Consider the following 20,244-nt stretch of genomic DNA (forward strand, 5'->3'; position numbering starts at 1 on the left):
GAACGCTCCACGCCCGGCGATCTCCGCACCGTCGGGCGTGGCTGATCTTCGCCCCTCTCTACTCGTTACCGATGCTGAGCCGCATCCGGCCGTCACACGGCATCTGAGCCGGATGGTTAAACGCGCTTTGGCAGCGCCAGGTGATGACCGGAATCTTAACCAAGCCGTAGCACAGTTGGATCACAGGGAGCCGAACGGCACCCAGTTGCTTATCCGTCGCGGTCTGGCGGAAATAGTACGCCGGGATCATCAGAAAACGCTAAGTGACTGGATGAAAACGCCGGAAGGCGTGGAAGCCCGCTTGCACGAACAACCGTTTTTTATCCGTGACGTTTACCGCCAAAAAATTGAATGGCTACGCGCAAACCGCGAGCCGCGACACATCAGCGCCTTTTTCATGGGAACCGTGAAAAAAGCCCTGCTTCGTCTGGATGCTGTGCGCGCACAGCAAGGTGTGCGTGGTGGTTTTACATCGGAACTGGCGGCCTATTGGGGGCCGCGTTGGGCGCATCTGGCCGGGTTTACCAAGCATGAGGTGATCAATGCCGCGCATACTCTTGCGGCCGCCATCGCCGAAATGTTTGAAACCGAGTGCGGCCACACATCGCCGGAAGACATGACTGATGATGAAATTCAGTGGCTATATCGCCATCTGGGGCGCGAACTGCTGGCATTACGTGTAACGCCACCGTGCTGGGGGTTGGTTATCGGTGATGAACAAACCCGGCACCGCATCTATTCCGCCATTTTACGCATCACTTCACCTGAATGGTGGGGGCGGAAACTGTGGCGACTGCGTTGTGAATGGCGGGAAAATCAGTTTCGCGCCATCGGCGTGATCCACAAAAAACGAATGCCGTATGTCAGCCTTGATGCCCTCAACCAGTGGCAAGAGCAGCGCCGCAAGAATCGTGCTTTTTTCCAGACACATGAACTGGTTGATGAAGATGGCAACATCACATCACTGGAAAACATGGTGTACGGCAGTATCAGTAATCCGGCTATCCGCCGTCATGAGCTGATGACCCGTATGGCCGGTGTTGAAATGGTGGCAATCGCGCGGGGTGATGAAGGCGTTTTTCTCACCATCACCTGCCCGTCGCGTTACCACGCTAACATCCAGAACGGTCACCAAAACCCTAAGTGGGATCATACCTCTCCACGTCAGGGGCAGCGGTATTTATGCCGCACCTGGGCGCGTGCCATGTCTGCGTTGAATCGTCGCGGCTTGCGCCCTTATGGCTTTCGCGTTGCCGAGCCGCACCACGATGCTACCCCGCACTGGCATGTGTTGCTGTTTATGCCACCTGCCGACAGAAAGGCCATCACTGATATCTTGCGAGAGTATTTTATTGCTGAAGACCGTGCGGAGCTGGGGCGCAACACCGGCGCACGATTCAAGGCTAAAAAGCTCGATCCAAGAAAAGGCAGCGCTACGGCTTACGTGGCGAAGTACATCAGTAAAAATATCGACGGTTACGCGCTGGATGGTGAGCTGGATAACGAAACCGGCAAGCCATTACGCGAAACAGCAAAGTTTGCAATGGCCTGGGCGTCACAGCATAACATCCGACAGTTTCAGCCGTTTGGTCTGCCTCCGGTGACGGTATGGCGTGAACTGCGTCGCCTGGCAAACCAACTTACCGCAGCCCAGAAGGAAAATGGCACGTTCAAGCGCGGGGCCGCGCAGCTTGCTGACCCGGCAATGGATGCTGTATTGGCATCGGCTGACGCCGGTTGTTTTGCCACATACATCGAAAAGCAAGGTGGCGTGTTGATCCCACGCGAGCGCTACACCGTGCGCATTGCCTATGAAGACGCTGACGAACAAAACACCTACGGCGAGACACCGGAAAAAATCTTCGGTGTGTTCTCTCCACGTCTGGGGGCGATATCCCGTATCTGCACCCGGTTAATCAAATGGAAAATCCGCAAGAAGCAGTCCGCTGACGATGGTGCCAGCATTGGCACCGGGAGTGGTTTGGCCGTTACGTCGCCAACCGGCGACGCTTGGAGTTCTGTCAATAACTCTACGGGAGATGAAAAAATAGCCATTTCAGCAGGTATAAACGGGGATGGCTATGGTGGCTGTGAACCGCCCGATGGAGAGCCTGGCGATACATCCGCTCAAACCTTCGCCGACTTCGAGCGCATGACAGACCCGGAACGCCGGACGCTGCTGTCGAGGTTGCGAACTCAGCCGCCGGATCGGCGGAATAATCAACACTCGTCCACTACTCAACGGAACAAATCGGCTGAAAAACAGGTGGTTGGCAAACTGTCGGACGAGTGGCGTGCCAGTATTGCCGATTTCGCCCGCTCAATTGGCTGGGATATCAACACCGGTGAGTTGCGGCGACTTGTGGCAGGCAATGCGATCACATTTGCCGGCCATTGCTATGTCGCCAGTGCTGACGGTCGCTTGTACCGCATGCAGACGAGAAAGCAAAAAGAAACGGAATATCAGGATAAAGCAACGGCATTGCTGCAACGCATCGCCGTGTTACGAGATGCTTCATGGAAGTTAAAATCAAGTAGTTGCGCTGGTTCAGGAATAGGCATGCTGCCGACACAAGTGAAGGAGATAAAACGGTAGAACTTATCAATCGCTGGAAACGAGTATTGATAGCATGCTCGAGTAAACCTGCTGGATAGATTTTACGCTGATTATCCATACAGTAAAAAAGTGAGGATACTCTTTGAATAATGCCATTCAGAGTGGTAAGATTTGTCATTAATTTTCACTTAAATAGTTACCAGATTACATAAATTGATGTTTTATTGGGGGTTTTATGGTAAATGTGCGGGAGGATGAACTTTTCAAACTCATCGAGCAAGGCATCAAAGGCAACGCAAATGCATTTACACTCCTATGCAGAAAGATGATTAACAACATCCGTAAAAATGATGAGACCTTTGCTTCTAAGCTGGCTTCGTTAGTTGCTGAGGGAACGGTATTGCGTGGGGCATCTAGTAATGCTCCTATGCCTGTGGATGGAGACTCCAGACGAAACCTTTTGCAGGAAACATCTGTCAACGCAATTGTTGAAGAACCTGTATGGAATACGGATATATCAAAGAAGCTGGAGTCAATTGTTAACGAAAGAGAGAATGCAGTTTCTTTGTTCAAAGCTGGTCTTGAACCTGTAAAGACGGTTTTACTTTCTGGCCCGCCAGGTGTAGGAAAAACAATGTCCGCACATTGGCTTGCTGCAAAGTTAAATTTACCTCTTTTAACATTGGATCTCTCATCTGTAATGAGTTCTCTTTTGGGAAAAACAGGCAATAATATTAAATCCGTTATGGATTATGCCAAAGAGAAACCATGTGTCCTTTTGCTTGATGAATTTGATGCTGTTGCAAAAAGACGTGATGATGACAGGGACGTTGGAGAATTAAAACGTTTAGTTACTGTACTCCTACAAACCATAGATGAATGGCCAGCGACCTCGCTTCTTGTTGCTGCGACTAATCACCCTGATATCTTAGATCCGGCTGTTTGGCGTCGATTTGAGCACATCCTTAAATTTAATATGCCATCAGTAGAACTGATAGATAGATATTTAGTCAATCATGATATTGAGCCTAAACTATCTAAAAAACTTGCACCATTTTTAGATGGCATGTCCTTTGCTATTATTAACCGTATCTTGAATTTCTCCAAAAAGAATGTAGTGCTTAAAAATATTCCATTTGAAAGTTCATTAATAGAAGCCGTAGTTATGGAGAGGGTTTCATTGGATGATTTCAGTGATAATGATCTCAATATAATTAAATATCATTTTGACGGTATTTCAAACAGGAAGATAGCTGAATTAGTTGGTGTTTCACATCCAACAATCGCGAATAAATTACAAAAGTGGGGGGTTAAATGATGGAAAGGAACTTACTTTTAGGTAACGGTCATGTTCTGACAAAAAAGGAACCTTTGCCTAAAGGAAGGGATGGTAAGCGCTATCCCTATACTATTGAAGAAGTAAGGGAGCATTTAAACCCCGAGATTGATATTTTACTCTCACGCTTTCGCAGTTTGGATGATGCGGCTAAGCCAAGAGGTGAGAGTGTGTTCAATTTAACATTACACCCAGCCTTTTTAGGTAAAAGCTACTTTCCTGAAGGGTTGCTTAGAGCGACAGGTTTACGGGATGTCGGTAGCCGTCAGGTAATCATTCGCCCACGGAAAGCGGCACGTCAGTGCGATCAGAATAAGGACTTAGTAACGGCGCAACTGTTTGTCAGCGGTGATGATGATGCCGTTATAAGATTTAAGGAAATCTTAAATTCTCCTACAGCTCCGAAGGGAGTGCAAAAGGATTTGATCGAAATTGAAAGTGTTAGCTTTTTTGAAGGAAAAGAGAGAGCACGCAATTTTGAGCATGCGAAAAGTGATTCGATAAAATTTGAAGTGGTTCTTCATGCTGGGGTTGAAGACGATGATATCGTTAAAGCCTATATTAACTATGCGGCACAATATGGCGTCTCTGTTGATTACAAAAGTAAAATCCAAGTCGGTGGTCTGACTTTCATCGTTGCACACGCGCGACCTGAAGATATGAAAAAAACTCTCGATTTTTCATTAATCCGAGTTGTGCGGCCGATGCCGTCTCTAAGGTGTACTCAGCCGAACATTGTCAGAAAGTTATCAAATATAGTTACACCGGAATTTCCTAATTCTAAAGCTATTCTTGAATCCGAACGTATTGCAATTTTTGATGGTGGCTTGGGGACAGCTGACTTGAGTAATTGGGTTACGGAATACGTGTATCCAGACACCAAAGAGACAAGTGGATTATTATTGCAGCACGGTAATGAAGTAACATCAACTTTCTTATTCGGACGTGTTGAAGAAAATGCACCTTCTTTTGAAAGACCTTTTATGAATGTAGATCATTATAGAGTTCTTTCACCAACATCAGGTGACAATGGCGATTGGGATTTGTTTGATGTCCTTAAGAAAATACAGTCCGTTCTTGATAGTGGTGACTATAAGTTCGCTAATCTAAGTATTGGTCCTCATCTTCCAATTGGTGATGATGAGGTCCATGCATGGACTGCTATTTTAGACCAGATCTGTGCTAAGCATGGGATATTACTTACTGTTGCTGTTGGGAATGATGGTCATGAGGACGGTGATGCAGCGAGAATACAACCCCCTTCCGATATGGTAAACGCGCTAGCGATTGGTGCTGCTGATCGTAGCGGTGAAAAATGGGGGCGGGCACCATATAGCTGTATTGGCCCTGGCAGAAGCCCTGGATTCGTTAAACCTGATGGTATTATTTTTGGTGGAAGCGACGACGAGCCTTTTTACACTTACAACCCGCTGCTTGGTTCTATAGTCGGAGTTCAAGGAACCAGTTATGCATCTCCATTAGCATTGAGAACGGCCGCTGGAGTTGCGGCTCTATCAGGAACCCCATTGAACACCATTGCATTGAAAGCGTTGCTTGTTCATCATGCTGAAACATCAAGAAAATATTCGCGTGAACATATCGGTTGGGGACGGTTTAGTGAGGATCCTAACGTTTTAATCGATTGTGCAAATGATACTGCTACAGTAATTTACTATGGTTCATTAGCAAAAAATAAATATTTAAGGGCACCGATCCCATTCCCCGATGTTCCCTTTGACGAAGCATTTGAACTTACCGCTACTTTGTGCATTCAAACCCCGGTCGATCCTGAACATTCAGTAAACTATACAAGGGCGGGTATGCAGGTAACTTTCCGTCCAAGATTCGGCCTAGACGATGCCGATACTGATGATTTCTTTGGTCAAAAAAGCCAGTATAAGACCGAAAGGGAGTGTAGGAGTGAAGGTCATAAGTGGGAAACTTGTTTGCACAGAAGCAAAAAATTTAGTGCTGATACATTATTAAGCGATCCAGTTTTTGATATACGGTATCACGCCCGAGATTCTTCGCGCCATGTTAAGGGGGTTTCAGCCCCTGATATGCAATATGCGATGGTAATAAGTGTAAGGGTAAAAGACTTTGATTTATATAATGTTATTCGCCAGCGATATACAATTCTAAATCCTATTCAACTGCGCACACAAATTTCTCTCGACACGTAATTTTCATGGCAGCGAAAGCGGTCTTTTTTCTTTAAATTTTTATGAATTCACATGCACAAACCCGCACAATTTTGCACAATTTTTTTGATGCTATTTTCCCCCTTTCCGCCCGGTACGCACGCGCGCCGGGCCGTTTTCTGCACTTGCACAAAAAATGAAGCGAGAGCAGCGCGCAGGTGACGGGGGAACAGCCCACGCTTTGAGGGGAGGCAGGGATCCCCTTTGATGTGCCAAATCCGGCCCATTTCTCGGCCTGCTGCGTGTGTATTTCCCTCCGGGAGACGTGGCGCGGCATCCGGAAATAGCGCCTGACAGCGCGGCGCTGAGGCGGTTTTATACGGATGGATAATTGTGGCGTTAGCCGTTGATCTGAAAAGAGATTGTGTGCAGGTGGCGTGAAATTTTTTGAATAAAAACCGCCGCGTGAGTACGGCGGCGGTGGAGGGATATCACTCGGCTTTCAACAGGGCATAAGGATTAAATCGGATCACCTCCATCCCCAGCCAGTCATTCACATGCTTCAGCGCTTCCATCACTGGCATCAGTTCGTTGATGGCGAACACCCGCGCGGCCTTCTCCACATCGCCAAAGGAGCCGTTGCCTTCCGGCATAGCACCCATCAGTTGCGGCGGCACACGGTGAGCTGCCAGAATGTCATCACGCGTCACCGATTTGATATTCAGGAACTCATCTTTGGCAGATATCTGGCTGAAGGGAATAATCTGTACCCCTTTTTCACCGCCGCCCGGCGCATGTAACAGCAGGTTTTTAAACGCGCCTTTACCGCGCGCTTCCTTCAGCGTTTTCTTCACATTATCCATGCTTTCGGTATCCACCTGGGATGCGCCAATGTAGATGATGCACCCGGCGTGCGAACCGTTGTCATAGTAGAGCTTGCGGAACATATCGGCGGAGTGCGACAGGCTGGCCGACAGCAACGCGCCCATGTACTCCGGCATACCGTAGATCTCCTGGTGAATATCTGGGTTGATGACGTGGCACACGCTGTCGGTAGCAAACGTGTGTTCATCTTTCCACTGCCGGATAAACCAATAGGTATTCAGATCGCTGCCGCGCCGGGTGTACTTGGCCGGAACGTGGCGCAGGGACAACACGCCGCCCAGCCGGTTGACCCGTCGTTCAAGGTAACCGTTACCGAAAACAAACCAGTCGAGCACGAAGGCGGAGAACGCCTGACGCGACAATAGCGGGTGCGGGATAAAGCACCCGGTCAGCGCATTGCGTTTGAAGTACAGCGCGGACTGGTGCCATGACGCACTACCAAACGCGCGAGCCAGCCCGTACCAATCCACCGGGGTGTCGTAATAACGGCCATTGTCGGCGCAATACATGTTATCCAGCAGGTCATGGCCATCCCTGACCGGATAGGGGCCATCAAAGGTAAACGCGCTCAGCCCTGGATCGCTTTTCAGGGCCGCCGCCATATCCGGCTGACTGGCGGTAACCGCCCGGTGTGTGCCGGTTTTATCTTTTCTTTTCATCAGAACTCCATCGCAAAGCCACCGCCGCCCTGCTCCTGGCCGAGTGGTTCATTGATGACGGCCAGCATGGTTGCCCAGGCCAGATCGCCATGATTAGAGCCGCGTGCGCGGTCGGTGTCGTAAGTCATGATGCCGCCTGGCGTCTTGACGCGCCGCACGGCGTTGAACGCGTTGATCAGTGCCTGCTCGCTGCGGTCGTATTCCCAGCGACCAGCACGAATGACCTGAAGCATTTTCAGCACTAGGGCGCGTTTGGATGACACCGACATCAGGAAGCACACCGCCGCCGGGAAGAATTTCTTAACAATCTGGTAGACCGCTTCGCCGATGCCGGTGCCATCAATGGCGATATGCTGCACGTTGTATTTGAAGGTCAGCGCTTCGATCACTTTCGCCTGTTCTTCAAACTCCAGGCCGCGTATCTGCTGGGTTTCGATGGTGCGGAATTTGCCGCCCGCCACCAGTGGCGGTACCACCACCGAGATCGCCCCGCTGTCGCCGTTGCCGCTGCTACCGTTGGCGTCATAACCAACCCAGACGCCGCGATCAGCCATCGGGCGTGATGCGAAAGGTTTCCAGTCCGGCCACTCGTCGTAACCGTCGGCACCGCAGCTAAATAACAGGTTGAGATTAAAGGCCGATTCACCGTCGCGGACGAACTCACAGCCGTACAGGTTGTTGTATTCATCCGGGCTGTTTTCGTCGCGGATTTCTTCCAGGTCGGTGTATTCCCAGCCGTGATCGATGACATCCTGTAGCGTCACAATCTGACGCCAGGTTTTATCCGGGCATAGCAAACCGCTATTGAGTGCTTTCCATGACACATCAAACGCGACCTTTTGCGCCTTACTGCGCTTCTCATTCCAGCGTGCGCCTGTCCAGAACGGGTAGGCTTCATGGGTTTCACTCGATGGGGTGGAAAAGTAGGTGCGCGTCAACCCCTTCAGGGTCGCCATCGCCCCGGCCACCTTGCGCAAGTTGGCAAAGTTACTGACCCAGAAAAATTCATCGAAATACAGGTTGCCGGTGTAGGACTGCGCCGTCGCGGCAGACGTCCCCAGAAAATGCAGCTCAGCCCCGTTGCTCAGGACGATTTTGTCGCCGCCTTTTAGTTCGACGTCCACCTCTTCCGCCACCTTCTGGATAAAGCCCCGGAACTGGTGTGCCTGACGGCGCGAGGCAGAAAGAAAAATCTGGTGGCGCTGATAAGGGTAAGCCACGTCATCACGCAGCGCCCGCAATAACGCTTCACGGGCAAAATACCAGGTGGCACCAATCTGGCGTGACTTCAGGATCATGCGATTTCGGTGGTGGCGTTGCTCATACCAGCCGTTTTGATGCCAGGCCAGTGAGTCGAGAATGTTGGTTCGCAACGCGGAAATCTGTTCGTCAGAAAAGTGATTTTTCACCTTGCGCTGGCGGGGTTTCTTGCCGCCTGCGGCATTGCCCGGCTGGCCGTCATTCAGCGTTTTCAACTGCCGGGTCAGCGCGTCCATTTCCTTCAGGTCGCCACCGGTTTTAGTCGGCTTCTGGGCCAACTGGCACAACCGTGCATCGATAGAATGCGTCACGCGCTGGATAGGCGGCGTTTCGTCCCATTCGTCGCGCTTTTTCCAGGCATACACCGTGTTTTGATTAATCCCCATCAGGCGCGAAATTTCCGCTGGCGGGTAACCCTGCCAGTAAAGCTGTTTTGCTCGCTGCCGTACAAATGCGTCCTGAATCATGCGCGGTTTCCCCCTTTGCCGGGAAGATTACCCCGCGCGCGATCCGCCTTTCGCTCACTTTCGGCTCTGGCCTTCCGCCGACAACAAAACCGCGTTGAGACAGGGAGTTAGGCTCTGCAATCATGATGTCACAGACACCACAGGACAGGACTACAGGCATGAGCGGTACAGCTAAACCGACCCGCAAAAAATTCCGGGTTGCCGTCTCCGGCCCCACCGTTGACGGGCGTGAAATCGGACGCGACCACCTCTATGCAATGGCGGAAAGCTACAACCCGCAGGTATACGGTGCCCGCGTTAACGTTGAGCACATTCTTTCCCCCTATCCGGGCAGTGATTTCAGTGCAATGGGTGATGTTATTGCGCTAAGCGCGGAAGACATCACCGACGGCCTGCTAAAAGGCCGTGCCGCGTTGTATGCGGAAATCGAACCCACAGAGCGAATGAAGCAACTCACCGGCGAAGGGAAGAAGATTTATTCCAGTATCGAAATCGACCCGCAGTTTGCTGCGACCGGCAAACCGTATCTGCGCGGCCTGGCGATGACGGATACCCCGGCCAGCCTGGGCACCGATCGCCTGAAATTCGCCGCACAACAACGGGCACAGGTGCAGGCATTCAACAATCTGCCCGGTGAGCCGGTCATGTTCACCGAAGCGATGGAAGCGGAGCTGGTTGAGCTGTCCGAACAGCGCAGCGACGAGGGGAAGCAATGGTTTTCCCGCGTGATGGGGATTATCGGCAAAGGCCGTAAATCGGACAGTGAGCAGTTTAACCAGGTGCGTGAGGCGGTGGAAAACGTTGCCCAGTCCCATGCCGACCTGCTGGACAGTTTCAACACGCTGAAAACCCAACAACAGCAGGACAGCCGAACCATTCAGACGCTGACCAGCGAACTGGCCGCACTCACGCAAAAGCTGGCGACGCAGGATAACAGTTACAGCCAGCGTCCGGCGGCCAGCGGCGGCAACAGCGGCGCGCAACTGGCTGACTTTTAAGTACCGTTAAGCGAGACAAGCGAACATGGAAAACACGACCCGTAATCTTTTTGATCAGTACATATCACGTCAGGCACAGCTTAACGGGGTGCAGCCGAATGCCGTGGCGATGACCTTCAGCGTTGAACCGGCCATCCAGCAGCGTATGGAGCAGGCGGCACAGGAAAGCGATGAATTCCTGAAACAGATTAACGTGTTTGGCGTGAAAGCTCAGGAAGGTCAGAAAATCCTGATCGGTAGCAAAGGGCCGATTGCCAGCACCAATAACAGTAGCGATGGCACGTCCCGCCGCAATCCGACTGACAACCATTCCAAAGAGCCTAACGACTATCATTGCCGTAAGGTGAATTATGACTCGGCGGTCAGTTACCCGCAGTTGGACGCCTGGGCATCGCAGCCGAACTTTCAGGCGCTGATCAGCCAGGCCAATGCGCGACAAATCGGCCTTGACCGCATCATGATCGGTTTCAACGGTACCACCTATGCCGAGAAATCCAACCGCAGCGCCAATCCGCTGTTGCAGGATTGCGGTGTCGGCTGGCTGCAAAAAATCCGCAACGATGCGGGGCACCGCATTATCAAAAACGTCACGCTGACCGCCCGCGACGAAGACAACAAGATTGTCACCAAAGGCACCTACGGCAACCTCGACACCGCTGTGTTTGACGCCAAAAACAGCCTGCTGGATCCGTGGCATCGCAGGGCACCGGATCTGGTGGTGATCATGGCGTCTGACCTGCTGACGTCCAGTAATTTTCCGCGCCTCAATGCGCTGAGCCAGAGCAACCCCAATACCGAGTTGCTGGCCGGTCAGTTGATTGTCAGTCAGGAGCGTGTGGGCGGCCTGCCGACCTTCCTGGCACCGTACTTCCCGTCCAACGCGGTGCTGATCACCTCGTTCAAGAATCTGTCGGTGTACTACCTGTTGGGGGCGCTGCGCCGCAGCATCGTTGAAGAACCGGAGTACAACCGGGTCGCCACCTACCAGTCGTCCAACGACGACTTTGTGGTGGAGGACTACGGCAAGGTGGCCCTGATCGACGGGATTCAGTTTGCGCAGGCAGCAGGCGACGGCCAGTAACAGCCAGGCGGGGTAATACCCCGCCCCAACCGGAGAACACACCATGCTGACACCGGCACAACGACATTTTCAGCGGGTCATGGCCGAGCGCCGGGGCCAGGCGGACACCGAAACGGCGGTGTCACGCACTGCCCATGAGCAAATCCTTCACCGTCTGCGCCTGCATCAGGCCGCGCTGAAACAGGTGCAATCTGATGCGACCAAAGCAGAGATGAAAAAAGCCATGCTGCCGGAATATGACGGCTGGATTGATGGCACGCTGGAAGGCGACAGCGGCCGACAGGATGAAGTGATCGTCACCCTGATGGTATGGGCTATCGACTGCCAGGATAGCGCACTGACACTGAGGCTGGGGCGTTACGTCGTTAAGCATGGCCTGTCTTTGCCTGCCGACAAGTTCCGCCGCGATGCGGTAACGGTACTGGCTGAGGAAGTGAGCAACCCGGTGTTGACGCTGGCAACCACCGATGCAGACGCCGACCTGAGCGGGTATACCGCCGTGCTGGATGAAGTGGCCGCGATTGTGGATGGCAAAGACATGCCGGATGAAGTACGCGCCAAGCTGTGCAAAGCCCGCGCCTTCTCACGCCGTGCGGCAGTGGATGCACAAACCAAAGCCGAGGCACTGACACTGTTCCGGGAAGCGATGGCCCGCAATCCGAACGCGGGAGTGAAACGGGAGATCGCCACCCTGACGCGGGATCTGAAAAAGCTCATGCCGGGCAGCAGTAACGAGCCGGAAGATGGCACGCACGGTGACGATGAAACGACCACGGAGACACCGCCTGCGGCTTCAGCCAACGCCACGCAGCCAGCGGTAAAAAAGACCGCCGTGCGTAACACCACGGCGCGGAAAACCACACGGCCGACGGGCAAAAGTAAAGCCGCCCGTCAGTCTGCCAAACGTTAACGACTTCGGCCCCGTCCGACAGGCGGCGCGCCGGGTGATCTGCCCGTATACGGTCTTTTTGCCCGGTGCCCACCGCCTGACTTTTGGGAGAGTTGAGCATGAGCCTGGTAGCTCAAAAACGTGTCAGCGACAGCGGTGACGTACCGGAGATTGACGACGGCACGGCCACGGTCAGCGCCGGGGAGTTCTGGCCGGTGATCGTCCTGCGTGATCTGCGCCTGGCCGCCCGCATCACCGGCGGTATCACCACCACACGCCTGATGCACGCCACCATTGAAGCGGTGGTGCATGTGACTGACCAGCTGGCGAGCTGGCAGCAGACACAACAGGCCACCGGATATGCCGCATTGGCGGACGTTCCGGCCAGACAGGTCAACGGCGAAAGTATCAAGGTGTACCGCTTCAGGCGTGCGGTTTATGCCATTGCCCGTGCGCTGTTGCTGGAGGGATACCGCGATGTGGATACCACGGCCAAAGGCGACAAGGCAACGGACACCTTTGACAACCAGTGTGACGATTTATGGCGTGATGCGCGCTGGAGCATCGCCGATATAAGCGGTGCCCAGCGGCTTTTTGCGGAGTTGTGCTGATGGTGGTCCGGGCGCTTCAGGGCGATACGGTGGACTTGCTCTGTTATCGCCATTACGGCACATCCGCCGGTGTCACCGAGCAGGTGATCGCCGCCAATCCGGGGTTAAGCCGCCAGATGTTTCTGGCAGCCGGGCAGGCTATCACGCTGCCTGATATTCCCCGTCAGACAGAACAGGAAACGGTGCAGTTATGGGATTAAACGATCTTCAGCGCCTCAATGATGGGGTGACCTATGGCCTGTCCGTGATGGTGACCGGCATCGGGGTGATGACCGTCAGTGAAAAAGTTGCACTGGCGGGCCTGGTTATCGGTGTTGTCACCGCGTGGCGTGCCTGGTTGTTCCGGCGTCGTATCGAGCGCGCACAGCGACGCCGTAATGAACTGATTGAACAGATTTTACAGCAGTCCGAGCGCCGCACGCTGAATACGTCGGAACGCCGTGCGGTGGCTATTTTGCATCAGGGTGACGTTGACGATGAAAACCGCGATTAAACGCTGTTCGATTGCGCTGATTGTGGCGCTCGGTATCACGCTGTCCCCCGGTACCCTGCGCACGTCGCCGGAAGCACAGCAGAAAACGGCCAGTTGGGAAGACTGTCGGGCGTCGCCGTATTACTGCCCCGCTGGCGTGCTGACGGTGGGCATTGGCTCTACCGGTAACGTGCAAAACCGGCCGTACAGCAATGACGAGATCGCCCGCCGCTGGGTTAACGACATGCAGCGGGCAGAGAATTGCGTCAACGGCAATTTTAACGGCGCAGCCATGCCGCAATCGGCGTTTGAAGCCATGACCGACACGGCGTTTAACCTCGGTTGCAGTGGCCTGATGTGGTTTACCAACCGGCAGGGCAGCAAGCAGCGCACCACCATCTGGAAACACGCGCAGGCGCAGGAATGGCCCGCGATGTGTGAACGGCTGACCGATTTTGTCAACAGCGGCGGCCAGCGCTCCGCCGGGCTGGTCAGTCGTCGCAGCGACTTTAAAGCCTGGTGCCTGCGTGATCTGGCGGGTGTGCCATGAAACTTGCAGCCACCCTTGCCGTGCTGCTGGTGCTGGCCGTCGGTGGTGTGCTCTGGCAAACCTACCAGCGCGGCATCGACCGGGCGCATACCGAGGCACTGACCGACAGTGCCCAACAACAGCGCGAGCTGTTAAACGAAGTCCGGGCACTGGCTGACGATGCCAGAAACGTGCTGGCGCAGGTGCGCGAGCGTGAGCAACAGCGTTATGCCGAAGGGGAAGAACGTCGTGAAAAGATGCGCGAGGATATGCAGCCCGATACGTGCGCTAACACTGTGGTGCCTGCTGCTGTCAGCGACAGCCTGCAAAAACGCGCCGCCGTCGTCCAGCGTGCAGATACTGCACGACCCGGTACCGCCCAGCCTGACGGCACCCACACCGACGCCCGTACTGAAAACACCGGTGACCTGGGGCGCGGTCGCGCTCTGGAGTGATCAGCTTTTGGATGCGCTGGACACCTGCAACGCAGACAAGGCCGCCATCAACGATGTATACCTGCGTCGCCTTCAGCGTCTGAATGCCGCCGCCACACCATAGGGGAATGCTCATGCTGAAAACCGATTCGCTGCGTGATGCGCTGACGGCATCCAATACCTGGTGCCGGGCCAACCCGGAAGCCTTCACGGTATTTGTGGAAGAAGGCGGTATTGAAACCACCGGGGAAACACCGTCGTTTCTGTACCGCTACTCGCTGGTGCTGTTCGTGATGAACTTCACCGGCGATATCGACGATTTCACCTTACCGTTAATGGCCTGGCTGTGGCAGAACCAGCCCGACCTGTTGCTGAACCCGCAAAAGAACCGCGAGGTGAAATTCACCACGCTTATCAACAACGACGACAGTGCCGATATCCTGTTTGAAATCCCGGTGCGCGAGCGGGTTAAGGTCACGCGGGACGATAACGGCATCCTGCGTGCCGAACACCTGCCTGAACCTCGTCCGCGCCTCACCGGCGAGGTATGGGATGCGGTGCTTGACGATGCCTCCGGGGTGACAGCGATATGACGGATAAACTGTTTCACGCACTGGATCAGGTGTTTGGTGACATCCTTTCCGGCCTGTCACCCGCCGGGCGGCTGAAAACGGCCCGTCAGGTCGGGCAGGCACTGCGCCGTAGTCAACAGCAGCGCATCAGGGCGCAGAGGAACCCGGACGGCTCAGCCTATGCGACCCGCCGCCGCAAGGTGCTGCGCTCGCAAAAAGGAATGGTCCTTGTCTGGGAAGGTCAGGTGCGCCACCTGAAAAACTGGCACGGCGGCCGGGGAAAACACGGCCGCACGATCACCGGCTTTGATGAAGACCGCAACGCCATCCGCACGTTTTACCGCAGCGATATTGAGCGTTATATCGAGATCAACACGCAGGCAGTGCGCCGCACGACCAGCAAGACAACCCCGATGTTTCAGCGCCTGCGCGGTTATCGTTTTCTCAAAATGCAGGCCGATACCGAAGGGGCCAGCGTCGGCTTTGATGGTATCGCCGCCCGTATCGCTCGCGTGCATCAGTATGGCGAGCGTGACAAGGTCGGGCCGGGTGCCTTTGCCCGCTACCCTGTGCGTGAGCTGCTGGGGATCTCCCTGGCTGATGAGCGACTGATCCATGAAACGGTGATCAACAGTCTGGGGAGTGCTGCCACATGAGCGCCGAACTGATGCGATTACTGGAAAACCTGTTGCGTGTCGGCGTTGTCACGGCGGTTGACCCGGAAAGCTGGCAAGTGCGCGTTAAGAGCGGTGAATTGCTCACCGACTGGCTACGCTGGAACACCGCACGCGCCGGGGCGTTTAACGTCTGGTTCCCGCCTGCCGTTGGGGAACAAGTGTTACTGGGGTGCCTTGGCGGTAACCCGGAAACCGCCGTGATCATCGGTAGCCTGTTCAGCGAGGCCCACCCGGCACCGGGCAACAGCCTGAAGGAAATTGTGATCACTGCGCCGGACGGTGCCCGGTTTCGGTATGACGCTGTGGCTGGTGCGCTGGAAGCCACCGGCATGAAAACCGTCAACGTGGTGGCCGCGGTCAGCGTCACACTGAACACGCCGGTGGTGGAATGCACTCAGCACCTGAAGGCCCGTACCGTGGAGATCACCCACGGCGGCACCCTGGCCGGTAACGTGGCGCATTCTGGCGGCGCGATGACCTCTAACGGCGTTCAGGTGGATAGCCATCGCCACGGTGGCATTCAGCCCGGTGGTAGCTGGACGAGTGGCACACAATGACCGCGACCTATACCGGCATGAATCCGCATGGCACCGGCACCCTGACCGATGCCGATCAGCTCTGGCAGTCAGTGCGCGACATTCTGACTACGCCGCTGGCATCCAGGGTGATGCGCCGGGATTACGGCAGCCTGATCCCTGACCTGTTGGATGCGCCGCAGAATGCGGTCACGCGGCTTCAGTTGATGAGTGCGGCCGTTATCGCCCTGACGCGCTGGGAACCGCGTATCTCGCTGAATGCCGTCGATATTCGTTATTCAGCATCGGGAGCGGTGGAAGCGGAGTTATCAGGGTTGATTACCGAAACGATGCAGGCGGCCAGCTCTACCCTTACGCTCAGGAGTCACGGTGATGGCGACGGTTGATTTATCGCAGTTACCCCAGCCGCAGATCATTGAAGTGCTGGACTTCGAAGTCATCCTTCAGGACGTGAAAGCGGTGATGATTAGCGCCTTTCCGGCCGCTCAGCAGGCGTCTGTGACCGCTGCGCTGTCGCTGGAGTCCGAGCCGTTAACCGTGATAGCGCAGGTGATCGCCTACCGGGAAATGATGCTACGCCAGCGGATTAACGAAGGCGCGGAAGCCTGCCTGCTCAGTCATGCCGTGTCATCCGATTTGGATAATCTGGCGGCCAACCTGAACACCCAGCGACTAACCATTACCGAAGCGACCGACACCGCCGATGCCGTGATGGAAGGTGACAGCGCGCTACGTTTACGGGCGCAGGCCGCCTTTGAAGGGTTGAGCGTGGCGGGCCCAACCGGTGCGTATGAGTATTTCGCCAAAAGTGCCAGCGGCAAGGTAGCGGATGCCAAGGCGATCAGTCCGTCCCCGGCGGTAGTGGTGGTGTCGGTGTTATCTACCGAGGGCGACGGCAGCGCTTCGGCTGACTTGCTGGCGGCGGTCGATGCCGCGCTGTCCGCCGATGATAAACGCCCGGTTGGTGACCGCCTGACGGTGCAAAGCGCCGGGATTGTGCGCTATGCCATTACGGCGGTGTTGTACCGCTATCCGGGGCCGGAATCGGAGCCGATCCAACAGGCGGCACAGCAGGCGTTAACGTCATGGCTCGGTACGCAGGGGCGCATCGGGCGCGATGTGGCTCGCTCGGCCATCATGGCGGCGCTGCATGTGCAAGGAGTGCAACGCGTTGAACTGCTGGAACCGGCGCAGGACATCGTGATCAGCGACACGCAGGCAGCGCACTGCACCGGGTTCACGGTCACCGAGGGCGGTAGCGATGAGTAACAGTCTGCTACCTCCTTCAGCCAGCGACTTTATGCGCAACGTCGCCAGCTCCACCCAGCGCCTGAGTGAGATAGCGGTCTGTCTGGATACATTATGGAGCGCCGAGCGCTGCCCGGCACAACTACTGCCGTACCTCGCCTGGGCACTGTCGGTTGACCGCTGGGATAAACGCTGGTCAGAACAGACCAAACGCCAGGTGATCAAGGCGGCCTGGCTGGTACACCGCCAGAAGGGCACCCTCGCGGCATTGCGCCGGGTGGTGGAGCCGTTCGGCTATCTGATTCGGGTCACAGAATGGTGGCAGACCGGCGGCCAGCCGGGCACCTTCCGGCTGGATATCGGCGTGCAGGATGCTGGCATCACCGAAGAAACCTATCTGGAGCTGGAGCGGCTGATCGCCGACGCCAAACCGGTAAGTCGCCACTTGCTGGGGCTAAATATCGTCATGGACTGTGCGGGTAATATCCCGCTGGCTGCCGGGCAGTACAGCGGTGACGCACTAACCGTTTACCCCTATGTCCCTGAAACCATTACCACGACTGGCATCGATGTACGCGGTGCAGTGGTGCATCTGTCTGACAATATGAGCGTATCCGCATGACAACAAAATACTATGCGATCCTGACTAACACCGGCGCGGCGTTGCTGGCAAACGCTACCGCGCTCGGGCGGCAACTATCGATTACACAAATGGCACTGGGCGACGGTGGCGGCACTCTGCCGACTCCCGACACAGCACAAACCAAACTGGTCAATGAGCGTCGCCGGGCACCGCTCAATTCCCTGAGCGTTGACCCGGCAAACCCCGGTCAGATTATTGCCGAACAGGTGATACCGGAAGACGAGGGCGGATGGTGGATTCGTGAAATCGGTCTCTATGACGCTAATGGCAATCTGATCGCCGTCGCCAACTGCCCGGAAACCTACAAGCCGAAGTTACAGGAAGGCTCCGGCCGGGTGCAGACGGTACGCATGATTTTGATTGTCAGCAGTACCGACGCGGTAACGCTGAAGATTGACCCGTCGGTAGTGCTGGCAACGCGCTCATTCGTGGATGGCAAGTTTTCTAACGCGGTGCTGACAGGCACGCCAACCGCACCAACAGCCGCCGTTGGAACGGGTACAACGCAAATTGCCACCACCGCATTTGTGCAAACGGCGATCAGCACACGTGTGAATGAACTGGCAGGTAGTGTGCCGGATGCGTTGAATACGCTAGAGAAATTGGCAAAATCATTGGGCGATGACCCGAATTTTGCTCGCACTGTCAGTGTGTCAATCGGTCACAAGCTCGATATCACGGAGATTGCCGGTATTCCACTGCCCTGGCCGCAAGCGATAGCGCCGACGGGCTGGCTGAAATGCAACGGCCAGGCGTTTGATAAAACCCTCTATCCGGAATTGGCTGCACTGTATCCGTCAGGTACGTTGCCTGATTTGCGCGGCGAGTTTATTCGCGGCTGGGATGATGGGCGCGGGGTGGATTCAGAGCGTACGCTTTTGTCTGCGCAGGCGGCAACGTGGATCCAGCCGAACATCGAAAACAACACCGCCGCGACAACAATCAGAATCGATAATGTGGATAGCACATTTAATGCTGATGAATATGCGGCAGTCAGCAATTTACCAGCGTATGAACACAACGGATCGCGGGCGCGTTCGTATGTACGCCCCCGCAATGTCGCGTTTAACTACATCGTGAGAGCTGCATAACATGGCTGAAAAAATCATTACTGAACTGGATGAAAACGGTCTGGCTGTCGATGCAGGATGGATTACGGTTTATCACGCCGATCATGTTACCCGTGAGTACACTGGTAAAGGTGTGGAGTTTTTGATGCGCGGTACGGGAATACCGGCCGATAGTTATACTGACGTGCCGCCACCAGCGGTAGAAGGGCAGGCAGTTTGCCGCCGTGCTGATGGTGGTGCGTGGGAAGCCATGGAAGATCATCGCGGTAAGACTGCATACCGCACAGCAGACGGAAAACCGCAAACAGTGACAGCACTCGGCGAGTTACATGATGGACTCACGCTACTGACTCCAGCGACGGCATTTGACAGGTGGGATGGTAACGCATGGGTGACTGATGTTGTTGCCCAACAGGCGGCCGCAGTAGCAGCGGCACAGCAGGAACAGGCGGCGCGGAAAACAGCCGCAACGGCCCGCATTACTGAACTGAGTTACGCTGTAGAGCTAGGGATAGCCACTGATACAGAGCAGGCAGCAATGGCGGAATGGAAAACCTATCTGGTGCAATTAAGCCGCATTGATACCTCTGCCGCGCCGGATATCGACTGGCCGGGAACTCCCTCCACCTGACTTACCCGGCCCTGTTTAGACAGGGCCGTTAAACCAGCCCTTTCAACATGTTGACGGTGTCCGTCATGGCCGTGCTGACGGTATTCATCGCTTTGTTTGCACTGCTACGCGCATTGTCCATCAGGTCGCTAAAGGATGAAGATTGCAGCTTTTCCCGCAGGTCTTCATCACAGCGCTGAAAACTCAGCGAAAACTCAATCTTCTTTGCCTTTCCGTAGCGATTCAGCTCTGTGCGCGTGGTCTGCATACCGGTCAGCACGTACATGCCGTAAATCTGCCCGGTACCGTCAATCAACGGCCAGGGACGGCCGCTGTAGGCTTGCGTGGTCAGTGCAGTTAATGAGACTTCCCCGCCGGTAATTTCCGGGTACAGCACACCGCTCAGCGTGATCTGATCTTCCCCCGCCCCAATGTATTGCCATTTCGCGGAACGGTTGATCCGCTCATTCTTCACATGTCGCCAGGCGCGCGACTGCTGAAGCTGCTGGTAAGGCAGCGTTTGCAGCTCAAACACAAACAATCCGTATACCATCATCATTGGTTTTTCT

22 protein-coding genes are annotated in these 20,244 nt (G+C 55.0%); 19 read left to right on the top strand and 3 right to left on the bottom strand.

What is annotated here, in order from left to right; genetic code table 11:
- The first annotated feature begins 112 nt into the window (after positions 1-112).
- From LF929_RS09175 to LF929_RS09185, 3 genes are all read left to right on the top strand, one after another.
- Positions 113-2,596 (top strand): replication endonuclease, encoded by a 2,484-nt coding sequence (locus tag LF929_RS09175; protein ID WP_226093568.1) that lies wholly within the window; start codon positions 113-115, stop codon positions 2,594-2,596.
- Positions 2,597-2,792: 196 nt separating this feature from the next.
- Entirely contained in the window at positions 2,793-3,875 is a 1,083-nt protein-coding gene (locus LF929_RS09180) for an ATP-binding protein (protein WP_038908173.1), read from the top strand.
- The gene (locus tag LF929_RS09185; protein ID WP_038908172.1) at positions 3,872-6,076 is read left to right on the top strand and encodes a S8 family peptidase; all 2,205 of its coding nucleotides are present in this window, start codon (positions 3,872-3,874) and stop codon (positions 6,074-6,076) included. Before LF929_RS09180 ends, LF929_RS09185 begins: the two co-directional genes overlap by 4 nt.
- Before the next feature lie 449 nt (positions 6,077-6,525).
- On the opposite strand, the gene LF929_RS09190 is transcribed toward LF929_RS09185, so the two are convergent.
- Together LF929_RS09190 and LF929_RS09195 are read right to left on the bottom strand one after the other, a co-directional pair.
- Positions 6,526-7,578, bottom strand: coding sequence for a phage portal protein (locus LF929_RS09190; protein ID WP_038908171.1), 1,053 nt, complete (start codon positions 7,576-7,578; stop codon positions 6,526-6,528).
- Complete coding sequence (locus LF929_RS09195) at positions 7,578-9,305, bottom strand: terminase family protein (protein WP_038908170.1); 1,728 nt, start codon at positions 9,303-9,305, stop codon at positions 7,578-7,580. The genes LF929_RS09190 and LF929_RS09195 overlap by 1 nt, the downstream gene beginning before the upstream one ends.
- Positions 9,306-9,463: 158 nt before the next feature.
- On the opposite strand from LF929_RS09195, the gene LF929_RS09200 reads away from it, so the two are divergent.
- From LF929_RS09200 to LF929_RS09275, 16 genes are all read left to right on the top strand, one after another.
- A complete protein-coding gene (locus LF929_RS09200; RefSeq protein WP_038908169.1) occupies positions 9,464-10,303 on the top strand; it encodes a GPO family capsid scaffolding protein in 840 nt (279 codons plus the stop codon).
- 25 nt (positions 10,304-10,328) lie between these two features.
- On the top strand, positions 10,329-11,384 hold the full coding sequence (locus LF929_RS09205) for a phage major capsid protein, P2 family (protein WP_226093567.1): 1,056 nt from the start codon (positions 10,329-10,331) through the stop codon (positions 11,382-11,384).
- A 43-nt stretch (positions 11,385-11,427) separates the two neighbouring features.
- On the top strand, positions 11,428-12,294 hold the full coding sequence (gene gpM / locus LF929_RS09210) for a phage terminase small subunit (protein WP_226093566.1): 867 nt from the start codon (positions 11,428-11,430) through the stop codon (positions 12,292-12,294).
- Positions 12,295-12,392: 98 nt separating this feature from the next.
- Positions 12,393-12,884 (top strand): head completion/stabilization protein, encoded by a 492-nt coding sequence (locus LF929_RS09215; RefSeq protein WP_226093565.1) that lies wholly within the window; start codon positions 12,393-12,395, stop codon positions 12,882-12,884.
- Positions 12,884-13,084: a tail protein X gene (locus tag LF929_RS09220; RefSeq protein ID WP_016940961.1), complete on the top strand. Its 201-nt coding sequence runs from the start codon at positions 12,884-12,886 to the stop codon at positions 13,082-13,084. The genes LF929_RS09215 and LF929_RS09220 overlap by 1 nt, the downstream gene beginning before the upstream one ends.
- The gene (locus tag LF929_RS09225) at positions 13,075-13,377 is read left to right on the top strand and encodes an HP1 family phage holin (RefSeq protein ID WP_016940962.1); all 303 of its coding nucleotides are present in this window, start codon (positions 13,075-13,077) and stop codon (positions 13,375-13,377) included. The genes LF929_RS09220 and LF929_RS09225 overlap by 10 nt, the downstream gene beginning before the upstream one ends.
- On the top strand, positions 13,361-13,906 hold the full coding sequence (locus LF929_RS09230) for a lysozyme (protein WP_226093564.1): 546 nt from the start codon (positions 13,361-13,363) through the stop codon (positions 13,904-13,906). Before LF929_RS09225 ends, LF929_RS09230 begins: the two co-directional genes overlap by 17 nt.
- The gene (locus tag LF929_RS09235) at positions 13,903-14,340 is read left to right on the top strand and encodes a DUF2570 domain-containing protein (protein WP_038908162.1); all 438 of its coding nucleotides are present in this window, start codon (positions 13,903-13,905) and stop codon (positions 14,338-14,340) included. Before LF929_RS09230 ends, LF929_RS09235 begins: the two co-directional genes overlap by 4 nt.
- A gap of 113 nt (positions 14,341-14,453) precedes the next feature.
- Entirely contained in the window at positions 14,454-14,912 is a 459-nt protein-coding gene (locus tag LF929_RS09240; RefSeq protein WP_226093563.1) for a phage tail protein, read from the top strand.
- A complete protein-coding gene (locus LF929_RS09245; protein ID WP_038908157.1) occupies positions 14,909-15,547 on the top strand; it encodes a phage virion morphogenesis protein in 639 nt (212 codons plus the stop codon). The genes LF929_RS09240 and LF929_RS09245 overlap by 4 nt, the downstream gene beginning before the upstream one ends.
- Complete coding sequence (locus tag LF929_RS09250) at positions 15,544-16,125, top strand: phage baseplate assembly protein V (RefSeq protein ID WP_226093562.1); 582 nt, start codon at positions 15,544-15,546, stop codon at positions 16,123-16,125. The genes LF929_RS09245 and LF929_RS09250 overlap by 4 nt, the downstream gene beginning before the upstream one ends.
- Entirely contained in the window at positions 16,122-16,490 is a 369-nt protein-coding gene (locus tag LF929_RS09255; RefSeq protein WP_016940969.1) for a GPW/gp25 family protein, read from the top strand. The genes LF929_RS09250 and LF929_RS09255 overlap by 4 nt, the downstream gene beginning before the upstream one ends.
- Positions 16,477-17,373 carry a baseplate J/gp47 family protein gene (locus tag LF929_RS09260; RefSeq protein WP_226093561.1) on the top strand — a complete coding sequence of 299 codons (897 nt, stop codon included), beginning with the start codon at positions 16,477-16,479 and terminating at the stop codon, positions 17,371-17,373. Before LF929_RS09255 ends, LF929_RS09260 begins: the two co-directional genes overlap by 14 nt.
- On the top strand, positions 17,366-17,974 hold the full coding sequence (locus tag LF929_RS09265; protein ID WP_226093560.1) for a phage tail protein I: 609 nt from the start codon (positions 17,366-17,368) through the stop codon (positions 17,972-17,974). The genes LF929_RS09260 and LF929_RS09265 overlap by 8 nt, the downstream gene beginning before the upstream one ends.
- Positions 17,971-19,086, top strand: coding sequence for a phage tail protein (locus LF929_RS09270; RefSeq protein WP_226093559.1), 1,116 nt, complete (start codon positions 17,971-17,973; stop codon positions 19,084-19,086). The genes LF929_RS09265 and LF929_RS09270 overlap by 4 nt, the downstream gene beginning before the upstream one ends.
- A 1-nt stretch (position 19,087) precedes the next feature.
- Positions 19,088-19,696: a tail fiber assembly protein gene (locus tag LF929_RS09275; RefSeq protein ID WP_226093558.1), complete on the top strand. Its 609-nt coding sequence runs from the start codon at positions 19,088-19,090 to the stop codon at positions 19,694-19,696.
- A 28-nt stretch (positions 19,697-19,724) separates the two neighbouring features.
- Here LF929_RS09275 and LF929_RS09280 read toward each other — a convergent pair whose 3' ends face one another.
- Positions 19,725-20,234, bottom strand: a complete 510-nt coding sequence (locus LF929_RS09280; RefSeq protein ID WP_210194390.1) for a phage tail protein — start codon at positions 20,232-20,234, stop codon at positions 19,725-19,727.
- Positions 20,235-20,244: the final 10 nt, after the last annotated feature.

This window comes from Dickeya oryzae (assembly GCF_020406815.2).
In the GTDB taxonomy this organism is placed as follows: domain Bacteria; phylum Pseudomonadota; class Gammaproteobacteria; order Enterobacterales; family Enterobacteriaceae; genus Dickeya; species Dickeya oryzae.

Excerpts from the sequence above, each read along its gene's own strand:
- LF929_RS09245 (WP_038908157.1), top strand. The coding sequence starts at position 14,909 with ATGACGGATAAACTGTTTCACGCACTGGATCAGGTGTTTGGTGACATC.
- LF929_RS09270 (WP_226093559.1), top strand. The coding sequence starts at position 17,971 with ATGACAACAAAATACTATGCGATCCTGACTAACACCGGCGCGGCGTTG.
- gpM (WP_226093566.1), top strand. The coding sequence starts at position 11,428 with ATGCTGACACCGGCACAACGACATTTTCAGCGGGTCATGGCCGAGCGC.
- LF929_RS09280 (WP_210194390.1), bottom strand. The coding sequence starts at position 20,234 with ATGATGATGGTATACGGATTGTTTGTGTTTGAGCTGCAAACGCTGCCT.
- LF929_RS09265 (WP_226093560.1), top strand. The coding sequence starts at position 17,366 with ATGAGTAACAGTCTGCTACCTCCTTCAGCCAGCGACTTTATGCGCAAC.
- LF929_RS09240 (WP_226093563.1), top strand. The coding sequence starts at position 14,454 with ATGCTGAAAACCGATTCGCTGCGTGATGCGCTGACGGCATCCAATACC.
- LF929_RS09200 (WP_038908169.1), top strand. The coding sequence starts at position 9,464 with ATGAGCGGTACAGCTAAACCGACCCGCAAAAAATTCCGGGTTGCCGTC.
- LF929_RS09260 (WP_226093561.1), top strand. The coding sequence starts at position 16,477 with ATGGCGACGGTTGATTTATCGCAGTTACCCCAGCCGCAGATCATTGAA.
- LF929_RS09175 (WP_226093568.1), top strand. The coding sequence starts at position 113 with ATGGTTAAACGCGCTTTGGCAGCGCCAGGTGATGACCGGAATCTTAAC.
- LF929_RS09220 (WP_016940961.1), top strand. The coding sequence starts at position 12,884 with ATGGTGGTCCGGGCGCTTCAGGGCGATACGGTGGACTTGCTCTGTTAT.
- LF929_RS09255 (WP_016940969.1), top strand. The coding sequence starts at position 16,122 with ATGACCGCGACCTATACCGGCATGAATCCGCATGGCACCGGCACCCTG.
- LF929_RS09190 (WP_038908171.1), bottom strand. The coding sequence starts at position 7,578 with ATGAAAAGAAAAGATAAAACCGGCACACACCGGGCGGTTACCGCCAGT.
- LF929_RS09185 (WP_038908172.1), top strand. The coding sequence starts at position 3,872 with ATGATGGAAAGGAACTTACTTTTAGGTAACGGTCATGTTCTGACAAAA.
- LF929_RS09235 (WP_038908162.1), top strand. The coding sequence starts at position 13,903 with ATGAAACTTGCAGCCACCCTTGCCGTGCTGCTGGTGCTGGCCGTCGGT.
- LF929_RS09275 (WP_226093558.1), top strand. The coding sequence starts at position 19,088 with ATGGCTGAAAAAATCATTACTGAACTGGATGAAAACGGTCTGGCTGTC.
- LF929_RS09195 (WP_038908170.1), bottom strand. The coding sequence starts at position 9,305 with ATGATTCAGGACGCATTTGTACGGCAGCGAGCAAAACAGCTTTACTGG.
- LF929_RS09205 (WP_226093567.1), top strand. The coding sequence starts at position 10,329 with ATGGAAAACACGACCCGTAATCTTTTTGATCAGTACATATCACGTCAG.
- LF929_RS09225 (WP_016940962.1), top strand. The coding sequence starts at position 13,075 with ATGGGATTAAACGATCTTCAGCGCCTCAATGATGGGGTGACCTATGGC.
- LF929_RS09250 (WP_226093562.1), top strand. The coding sequence starts at position 15,544 with ATGAGCGCCGAACTGATGCGATTACTGGAAAACCTGTTGCGTGTCGGC.
- LF929_RS09230 (WP_226093564.1), top strand. The coding sequence starts at position 13,361 with ATGAAAACCGCGATTAAACGCTGTTCGATTGCGCTGATTGTGGCGCTC.
- LF929_RS09215 (WP_226093565.1), top strand. The coding sequence starts at position 12,393 with ATGAGCCTGGTAGCTCAAAAACGTGTCAGCGACAGCGGTGACGTACCG.
- LF929_RS09180 (WP_038908173.1), top strand. The coding sequence starts at position 2,793 with ATGGTAAATGTGCGGGAGGATGAACTTTTCAAACTCATCGAGCAAGGC.